Here is a 1,363-nt window from a genome sequence, read left to right on the forward strand (position 1 = left end):
GCCGCGCACCCACCCCCGGCCAGCGCCCGCGCCGCGCACCCCGGCAGCGCCGGGCCACCCGAAGCGCGCGGTTCGCTACATGCGGGACACGTTGCGTTCGTAGACCAGGCGGAGGCCGATCAGTGTCAGCCACGGCTCGTGTTCGTCGATGACCGACGACTCGCCCAGCACCATCGGCGCCAGACCCCCCGTCGCGATGACCGTCACGTCGTCGGGGTCCGTCGCCAGCTCGCGGGCCATGCGGTTGACGACCCCGTCGACCTGGCCCGCGAAGCCGTAGACGATGCCGGACTGCATCGCCTCGACCGTGTTCTTGCCGATCACGCTCCGCGGCCGCGCCACCTCGATCTTGCGGAGCTGCGCGCCCTTGACGCCGAGGGCCTCCACGGAGATCTCGATGCCGGGGGCGATGACCCCGCCGACGTACTCCCCGCGCGCGCTCACCGCGTCGAACGTCGTCGCCGTGCCGAAGTCCACGACGATCGCCGGACCCCCGTACAGCTCGACCGCGGCGACCGAGTTGATGATGCGGTCGGCGCCGACCTCCTTGGGGTGGTCGGTGAGGATCGGGACGCCCGTCTTGACGCCCGGTTCGACCAGGACCGCGGGGACGTCGCCGTAGTAGCGGCGGGTGACCTCGCGCAGTTCGTGCAGGACGGAGGGGACCGTCGCGCAGATGGCGATGCCGTCGATGCCGTCGCCCAGCTCGTCGCCGAGGAGCGGGTGCATGCCCATCAGGCCCTGGAGCAGGACCGCCAGTTCGTCGGCCGTGCGGCGCGAGTCCGTGGAGATGCGCCAGTGCTCGACGATGTCCTCGCCGTCGAAGAGGCCCAGGACGGTGTGGGTGTTGCCCACGTCGATCGTCAGCAGCATGCCTCTACTCCGCCTCCCGCAGGTCGAGGCCGATGTCCAGGATCGGGGAGCTGTGGGTGAGGGCGCCCACGGCGAGGTAGTCGACGCCCGTGTCCGCGTACGCCTTGGCGTTGGTGAGGGTGAGGCGGCCGGAGGCCTCCAGGGCGGCGCGGCCGTCGACGAGGGCCACCGCCTCCTCGCACTCGCCCGGCGTGAAGTTGTCCAGCAGGATCAGGTCGGCGCCGGCGTCCAGGACCTCGCGCAGCTGGTGCAGCGTGTCGACCTCGACCTCGATCGGGACGTCCGGGAAGCGCTCGCGGACCGCCTGGAAGGCAGCCGCCACGCCGCCCGCGGCGACCACGTGGTTGTCCTTGACCAGGGCCGCGTCCGACAGGGACATGCGGTGGTTGACGCCGCCGCCGCAGCGGACCGCGAACTTCTCCAGCGAGCGCAGGCCCGGGGTCGTCTTGCGGGTGTCCCGGACGCGCGTCCCGGTGCCCTCCAGGACGTC

The 1,363-nt window shown here is 72.1% G+C and carries 2 protein-coding genes; both read right to left on the reverse strand.

What is annotated here, in order from left to right; all coding sequences use genetic code 11:
• Positions 1 to 75 precede the first annotated feature (75 nt).
• The gene (locus GTW67_RS18900) at positions 76 to 873 is read right to left on the reverse strand and encodes a type III pantothenate kinase (RefSeq protein WP_161165997.1); all 798 of its coding nucleotides are present in this window, start codon (positions 871 to 873) and stop codon (positions 76 to 78) included.
• Positions 874 to 877: 4 nt separating this feature from the next.
• Positions 878 to 1,363: carboxylating nicotinate-nucleotide diphosphorylase (nadC, locus tag GTW67_RS18905; protein WP_161165998.1), on the reverse strand; the 486-nt coding region annotated here is incomplete at its 5' end.

The organism is Streptomyces sp. SID5910, from assembly GCF_009862125.1.
Classification (GTDB): domain Bacteria; phylum Actinomycetota; class Actinomycetes; order Streptomycetales; family Streptomycetaceae; genus Streptomyces.

What these genes read in the sequence shown, in the direction of transcription:
- GTW67_RS18900 (WP_161165997.1), bottom strand. Translation starts at nt 873, where the DNA reads ATGCTGCTGACGATCGACGTGGGCAACACCCACACCGTCCTGGGCCTC.